Here is a 7,163-nt window from a genome sequence, read left to right on the forward strand (position 1 = left end):
TGCCTTCGAGGATTGCGCAGCGTAGGGCTCGGCCGGCTGGCCTGCGATCGGGCTTGCGTGACCCGCACCGCTTGCGTCGCGCGCCGCCTGTTCAAGAGAACCCGCGTTCTCTTCCATTGCTCGCGCAAGGCGTTCCAGCACGCCGTTTTTGACGGCATCATACCCGCGTTTGATAGCCCACTCAAACCCGTAGGCGTCCGCCGAGCCATGGCTTTTGATCACCAGCCCACGCAGGCCCAGCAACGCCGCGCCATTATATTGCCGATGATCGACGCGCTTCTTGAAGCGCATCAATACCGGCAAGGCGAGCACCGCCATCACCTTGGTGAGCCACGAGCGGCCGAACTCTTCCTTGATGATGTCGTTGAGCATCTGCGCGAGGCCTTCCGACGTCTTCAGCGCGACATTGCCGACAAAACCATCGCAGACGATGACGTCGACCGTGCCCTTGAAGATGTCGTTGCCTTCAACGTTGCCGTGAAAGTTAAGTGTACTCGCGCGCAGCAGTTCGCCGGCACGTTTGATGGTGTCGTTACCCTTGATGACTTCTTCGCCGATGTTGAGCAGACCAATGGTGGGCCGCTCCTTGCCTTCAAGCGCGGACACGAGCGCGTGCCCCATCTCCGCGAACTGCAGCAGATGCTGCGGCTCGCAGTCGACGTTGGCGCCCAGATCGAGCATGGTGGTGTAGCCATCGGGATTGGGCAGCGCGAACGCGATGGCCGGGCGCTCAATGCCCGGCAGCGTTTTCAGCACATAGCGCGATACCGCCATCAGCGCACCGGTGTTGCCGGCGGAAATGCAGGCTTGCGCCTCGCCTTCCTTGACGCGGTTCAGCGCCACGCGCATGGACGAATCTTTTTTCTTGCGCAGCGCGACTTCAACCGGATCGTCCATGGCGACGATCTCGGAAGCGGGTACGACGGTCAGTGCCGGCAGGTCTTGAGCCTTCAACTTCTTCAGCTGCGCACGAATCGCACTTTCAATGCCGACGAGCAGCAGCTGCGCGTCGGGATGCGAACGAACGAAGTTAACGGCAGCGGGAACGGTCACGGACGGGCCGTGGTCGCCTCCCATGCAATCTATCGTGAGCTTTACTGTCATGGAGTGCGACGAATTTCAGGCGCCCTGCATGGAACCGCAGCAAGCGCCAAAGCGCCAATTGCGATCGACACAAAAAAGCGGCAATTGAATGCCGCCTTTTTGCCGAGCCGGGAAAATGTCAAGCGAGCCGATCGCCACGCGAAACGCCGAGGGGCGCAACGCAGTGAAACGATTAGTCGTTCTTCGTCTTGACGACTTTCTTGCCGCGATAGTAGCCGTTCGGGCTAACGTGGTGACGCAGATGCACTTCGCCCGTGCTCGGTTCCACGGCCAGCGGCGCTGCCGTCAGGAAATCGTGCGAACGGTGCATGCCGCGCTTCGACGGCGACTTCTTATTTTGTTGAACTGCCATGACTAACTCCTAAAAATTTTCCGAATTCTAACACAGCCCGACCCGGTGTCCGCCATCGACCGAATGGCCAATGCGCCCGCTTCGCGCTCCCATGCAACTGTTCAATGCTTCTTGTCGCCCGGCTCACCGCGCTTGAGACTTTCGAGCGCCGCAAACGGATTGGGCCGCTCGGGCTTACCGCCCTCACCAGCTTCGTCCGGCGCAGCCTCGTCGCCCTCGCCTTCTGCTCCAGCCACACCAGAGACGAGGCTCTCGTGCACTTCGGGACACACCTCGTGCTTGGGCACGAGCGGCAAGGAAAGCAGCAACTCTTCTTCGATCAAGTCGATGAAATCGAACTGGCGCGAGCCCACGATCACTTCGACTTCATCCTCGTCGAGCGGAAATTCTTCGGCTTCCGCCCCAGTGGCGACGATCCGGTAGGTTGCATCGACATTGAACGCCTGTAGATACGGCGTCATGCACCGCTGACATTCGAGCCATGCAGCGCCGTGAATCGCGAGCCTCAGATAAGGCTGCGGACCCTCAGTGCCGTCGTCCTGCAATTCCGGCTGCGTCGTTCCTTCGGCTTGCCAGGTGAACGCAGTATCGCGGTCTGGCGCTTCTACCGGGACTTCGTTTAACATGCGCGACAGTTGCGAGACGCGCACGACACCCGCGGCCTGACGCCCACTCCGCGCAAATTCGAACAGATCGATATCGTGCGGGTCGGATAGACCAGCAGGGTTGCCAGGATGTTGAGTCATGTGCGCTCCTGCGTCGGCAAGGATTTCGCCGGGAATAAACCGGTTGCAATGCAGCAGCTTTGCAAAGCCGCTCGAGGAACTCAAAAAAGCCCGATCGCGCAATAGCATACCGATGAAAAGCCCGAAATCATATCCGTTTTGTCTTTTCGAGTCAAACACTTAAGCCCGTACACGTGCAACATCCGCACAACCCCGTACGACCCGCCTCTCTAGCCGTTGGTTGACCATGCCAGATTCCCCCAATCGCCCGCCACGCCTGATTCTGGCGTCGAGTTCGCCTTATCGTCGCGAGTTGCTCGAGCGCCTGCGCGTTCCATTCGATGTCCTCGTGCCGGCGATCGACGAAACGCCGCTCGCTGGCGAAACGCCTGAAGCGACCGCCCTGCGCCTCGCCGAGGCGAAGGCCCGCGCAGTTGTGGACAAGCTCGGCGCCGGTGAAGCCGCGCTCGTGATTGGCTCCGATCAGGTCGCCACGTACGACGGCCTGCAGATCGGCAAGCCCGGCACGCACGACGAGGCACTCGCCCAACTGCAGGCGATGCGTGGCCGCGAAGTGCTGTTTCATAGTGCGTTGTGTCTGTTCGACACCCGCTCCAGCACGGCGCAAGCCGTCGACATCATCACGCGCGTGCAATTCCGCGACCTGCCGGACGCGGCGCTAGACGCGTATCTGCGCGCTGAAACACCCTACGACGTCGCGGGCAGCGCCAAATCCGAAGGTCTCGGCATCGCGTTGCTCGAAGCCATTCACTCGGACGACCCGACCGCGCTGGTCGGCCTGCCATTGATCGCACTGTCGCGCATGCTGCTCGCAGCGGACTATCCACTTCTGGGGGCGTCATGAGCGGCACCTTATATCTGATCCCGAACATGCTCGGCGAAGGCGACGCCGACGCGCTCGATGCCGTGCTGCCCTCGCCGGTCCGGGCGCGCGCGGCATCGCTGCGCTATTACATTGGCGAGAACGCGAAAACCACCCGGGCTTTTCTGAAGAAAGTCGGCACTGAAAAGCCGATTCAGGAAATCGAGATTCGCGAATTGAACGTCAACACCCCGGCGGGCGAAATCGACAAGCTGCTCGCACCGCTGCTGGCCGGCACGGATGCAGGTTTGGTGTCCGAAGCCGGCTGCCCGGCGGTCGCGGACCCGGGCGCCCTGCTGGTGCGCCGCGCGCATGAGCGCGGCGTGAAGGTCGTGCCGTTTGTCGGACCGAGTTCGACCTTGCTCGCGTTGATGGCTTCCGGCCTGAATGGTCAAAGCTTTGCGTTCAATGGTTACCTGCCGGTCGACGCTACTGAACGCGCCAAGCGTCTGCGCGATCTGGAGCAACAGTCGCGCAAAGGCAAGCAAACGCAGATCTTTATCGAGACGCCGTACCGGAATCGGGCGTTGCTCGACACGTTGCTGGCAACCTGCGCGCCTTCGACGCTGGTTTGCGTGGCGGTCGACTTAACGCTGGAGACGGAAACCATCGTCAGCCGCACCGTGGCCGACTGGAAAAAGAAACCGGCGATCGATCTGCACAAGCGGCCGGCTATTTTTCTGATTCTCGCCGTCTGATCGTTGCTGCGGCTTAGCCGTTGCCCGTGAACAGATTCGTACCGTCTTTCCAGATCGGCGACCGCTCCGACCAGCCAGCTCGCTGACCACCGTGCAACAGCGAATAAACAAAAAAGCCCCGCGCGACCATGACGTGATCGCGCGGGACTTTTTACATACAAGCGCGATTACCGCAGGCCGATCTTCCCGCCAAGCGCCATCGCGTGAACCGCGCCACTGCCCACCGCTGCGCCGAACTTGCGCGCCACGCGGTCCGTGATGCTCTCCTTGACCGTGTAGTCAACGATATCCGGGGCCTTGAAAAGGTCGCGTGCGACGTAATCCGCGTCGCCAAAACCGTCTGCGAGCCCCAGCTCGACACTCTTCTGACCGGTCCAAAAGAGCCCAGAGAACATGTCAGGCGTTTCGTGGAGCCGTTTGCCACGGCCCTGACGGACGGCGTCGATGAACTGCGCGTGGATCTGATCGAGCATGTCTTGCGCATGTTCGTCCATCTTCGGCGTTTCCGGCGAGAACGGGTCGAAAAAGCCCTTGTTCTCACCCGAAGTGTGCAGACGACGCTGAATCCCCAGCTTATCCATCAGACCGGTGAAGCCAAAGCTATCCATCAGCACGCCAATCGAGCCGATGATGCTCGCCTTGTCGACGTAAATCTTGTCGGCCGCGGCGGCCGCGTAATAGCCGCCTGATGCGCACATATCGCCGACCACGACGTACAGCGGGATCGACGGATACTTGGCGCGCAACCGGCGAATTTCGTTATAGATAATGCCCGCCTGCACCGGGCTGCCACCCGGGCTATTGCAACGCAGGATCACGCCTGCGGTGCCCGCGTCGTCGAATGCACTTTCGAGCGCGGTGTTGACATCTTCTGCGTTTGCGTTCGTATCAGCGGATATTTCGCCGTCAAGCGTCACCATTGCCGTATGTCGGCCGGTGGTGGAGACCTTGTCGCCGGAGAAATCGAACGCACCCCATATCGCCAGCAGCAAGACGATCAGAAACACGAAGCGGAAAAAAATCTTCCAGCGGCGGGCCGCGCGCTGTTCGTTGATTGCCGCAAGCGCGATGCGCTCGAGCGCGGCGCGCTCCCAGCCCGGCTCATCGGCAGGCGTGCGGGGGCGGCCCGTCAGGGACGGTTCCTTCGGTTCAGGCGTCAAATTGTCGGACATGCGGTGCGGTGGAAAGGTCGAAGAGGAGAAAAAATCAGGGCGTGGTGGGGCGCAGTTCGCCGTCCGGCAGCCAGAACACGGCGCGGCCTTCAGGTGTGTCGCGCTCATCAACCTGAACCGGACGCAACCGGCCGCCGCGGCATGGGCCACCCACGCATTTGCCCGTATCAGGCGCGTAAATCGCGCCATGGGTAGCGCACATCAAGTATAAACCGGACGATTCGAAGAACTGACCTTCGGCCCAGTCGAGTTCCATCGGCACGTGGGCGCAGCGATTCAGATAGCCGTATGCACGGCCATCATAGCGAACAAAAAATACCACTACGTCGCCACCGCCCAGCGTGGCCGCGCGGCGGATGCCCGCACCCCCATCGACCAGTTCGTCAGACGCGCAAATGCGGACCGCCTGGGTGGCCGCTTCGCTCGTGCCGCCGTTCATGCGTTCTCTCGCAGCCAGCCGGACAGCGCGCTCACGCTCGACGCGACGAATGTCGGCGACAGGGCGGTCAGCGAGCGGGCCGGATGCGCACCGTAGGTCACACCAATACCCGCCACACCCGCATTGATCGCCATCTGCAAATCGTGCGTCGTATCGCCGACCATCACGGTGCGCCCCGGGTCCTGCCCCAGTTCGCGCGTGAGTTCATGCAGCATGGCCGGATGAGGCTTGGAGAAGGTTTCGTCAGCGCAACGCGTGCCGTCGAACAGGCTCGTCAGACGCGATTGATCGAGCGCACGGTTCAGTCCAACGCGGCTCTTGCCGGTCGCCACCGCCAGCAGATAGCCCTGATCGCGCAAGTCCTGCAACATCTCGCGCACACCGACGAACAGCTCGGTAGTCTGGTCCTTGACCAAATAGTGGAAGCGGTAGCGCTCCGCCAGACGCGGGTAATCGACCGGATCGAGCGTGGGCGCGGCGATTTGCAGTGCGTCACGCAAGCCGAGGCCAATCACGTAGCTGGCGGCCTCATCGGCGGGGACCGGCAAGCCGAGATCGCGGCACGCCGACTGGATGCTGCGCGTGATGTGCGCGGTCGAATCCATTAGTGTCCCGTCCCAGTCGAAGACGATCAGATCAAATTGCTCTCTAGCCATGCGGTGTCGTCTCCGGGGTTGACCCATTTCGTAAATCATTGAGCTGCGCAACGAAACTGCGGCACTCGGCCGGCAGCGGCGCCTCGAACTGTAGGGGCGCGCCAGTAGCCGGATGCGTCAGCTTAAGACGGTATGCGTGCAGGAACATGCGCTTCAGGCCGGGCTTTGCGTTGGCGCGCGCCAGCGCCTTGTTCAGCGCGAAGTCGCCGTATTTGGCGTCGCCGACGATTGGCAGTTCCAGATGCTGCAAATGGACGCGAATCTGGTGCGTACGGCCCGTCTTCAGTTCCGCTTCGAGCAACGCGTACTCCGGCCACCTGTCGATCAGATTGAACACCGTATGCGACGCGAGGCCGTCGGCCTGGACACGCACACGCCGTTCGCCGTCCGCGGTCAAATACTTGTGCAACGGCTCCTTGACCGCGCGGCGGCGCCCCCAGTCACTCGCCCACTCGCCATGGACGCACGCATAGTAGCGCTTATCCATCTTGTTCTCGCGAATCTGCTCGTGCAGATTGACCAGCGCGGAGCGCTTCTTGGCAAGCATCAGGATGCCGGACGTCTCGCGATCCAGCCGATGCACCAATTCGAGGAATTTCGCCTGCGGCCGCGCTTCGCGCATCTGCTCTATCACGCCGAACGCGACGCCGCTACCGCCGTGGACCGCCACGCCGGCTGGCTTGTCGATCACGAGCATGTGCTCGTCTTCAAAAATAATTCTGAAATCGGCGCTCGGCACCGGTGCGTGGGCGATCGCCTCGTTCGGTTGAGCAACGCGAATGGGCGGCACCCGCACCAGATCGCCCAGCTCGAGCCGGTACTGCGCGTCTATCCGGCCCTTGTTCACCCGCACTTCCCCGCTGCGCAAGATGCGGTAGATATGGCTTTTCGGCACGCCTTTGCAGACGCGCAACAGGAAATTATCAATGCGCTGTCCGGCCGCACTGTCGTCGATCTCGATCATCGAGACCTGGTCACTTGCGACCGATTTCTGGGATATTTTGCCTAACTCTTTCATTATGAATATAATTTGCCCAGCAGTCTGCGGCGGCCGGCGCAGTGTCCGGAATTCGGGCGGATTGCGCAGGTGCAAGCGATAAACCGTTATTTTACTTGCGCCGGGGTCTGGTTGCT

9 protein-coding genes are annotated in these 7,163 nt (G+C 61.5%); 2 read left to right on the forward strand and 7 right to left on the reverse strand.

The window, feature by feature from the left end:
- From plsX to QOC89_RS12950, 3 genes are all read right to left on the reverse strand, one after another.
- Nucleotides 1–1,104, reverse strand: a 1,104-nt coding sequence (plsX, locus tag QOC89_RS12940) for a phosphate acyltransferase PlsX (RefSeq protein WP_179733425.1), incomplete at its 3' end; no start/stop codon positions are given.
- A gap of 172 nt (nucleotides 1,105–1,276) precedes the next feature.
- Nucleotides 1,277–1,456: a 50S ribosomal protein L32 gene (rpmF, locus tag QOC89_RS12945; RefSeq protein ID WP_006051932.1), complete on the reverse strand. Its 180-nt coding sequence runs from the start codon at nucleotides 1,454–1,456 to the stop codon at nucleotides 1,277–1,279.
- A gap of 101 nt (nucleotides 1,457–1,557) precedes the next feature.
- Complete coding sequence (locus QOC89_RS12950) at nucleotides 1,558–2,202, reverse strand: DUF177 domain-containing protein (protein ID WP_323045369.1); 645 nt, start codon at nucleotides 2,200–2,202, stop codon at nucleotides 1,558–1,560.
- Nucleotides 2,203–2,428: 226 nt separating this feature from the next.
- On the opposite strand from QOC89_RS12950, the gene QOC89_RS12955 reads away from it, so the two are divergent.
- Nucleotides 2,429–3,046 carry a Maf-like protein gene (locus QOC89_RS12955; protein ID WP_323045370.1) on the forward strand — a complete coding sequence of 206 codons (618 nt, stop codon included), beginning with the start codon at nucleotides 2,429–2,431 and terminating at the stop codon, nucleotides 3,044–3,046.
- Nucleotides 3,043–3,762 (forward strand): SAM-dependent methyltransferase, encoded by a 720-nt coding sequence (locus tag QOC89_RS12960; RefSeq protein WP_323045371.1) that lies wholly within the window; start codon nucleotides 3,043–3,045, stop codon nucleotides 3,760–3,762. The genes QOC89_RS12955 and QOC89_RS12960 overlap by 4 nt, the downstream gene beginning before the upstream one ends.
- A 167-nt stretch (nucleotides 3,763–3,929) precedes the next feature.
- Here QOC89_RS12960 and QOC89_RS12965 read toward each other — a convergent pair whose 3' ends face one another.
- Genes QOC89_RS12965 through QOC89_RS12980 form a run of 4 tightly spaced genes read right to left on the reverse strand, consistent with a single transcriptional unit; the run spans nucleotide 3,930 to nucleotide 7,047 of the window.
- Nucleotides 3,930–4,934, reverse strand: coding sequence for a S49 family peptidase (locus QOC89_RS12965; protein ID WP_323045372.1), 1,005 nt, complete (start codon nucleotides 4,932–4,934; stop codon nucleotides 3,930–3,932).
- A 34-nt stretch (nucleotides 4,935–4,968) separates the two neighbouring features.
- Complete coding sequence (locus QOC89_RS12970; protein ID WP_323045373.1) at nucleotides 4,969–5,373, reverse strand: Rieske (2Fe-2S) protein; 405 nt, start codon at nucleotides 5,371–5,373, stop codon at nucleotides 4,969–4,971.
- Complete coding sequence (locus QOC89_RS12975; RefSeq protein ID WP_323045374.1) at nucleotides 5,370–6,029, reverse strand: HAD-IA family hydrolase; 660 nt, start codon at nucleotides 6,027–6,029, stop codon at nucleotides 5,370–5,372. Before QOC89_RS12975 ends, QOC89_RS12970 begins: the two co-directional genes overlap by 4 nt.
- Nucleotides 6,022–7,047 carry an RluA family pseudouridine synthase gene (locus QOC89_RS12980; protein WP_323045375.1) on the reverse strand — a complete coding sequence of 342 codons (1,026 nt, stop codon included), beginning with the start codon at nucleotides 7,045–7,047 and terminating at the stop codon, nucleotides 6,022–6,024. The genes QOC89_RS12975 and QOC89_RS12980 overlap by 8 nt, the downstream gene beginning before the upstream one ends.
- Between the last annotated feature and the right edge of the window lie 116 nt (nucleotides 7,048–7,163).

The organism is Paraburkholderia sp. (assembly GCF_034668105.1).
Classification (GTDB): Bacteria; Pseudomonadota; Gammaproteobacteria; order Burkholderiales; family Burkholderiaceae; genus Paraburkholderia.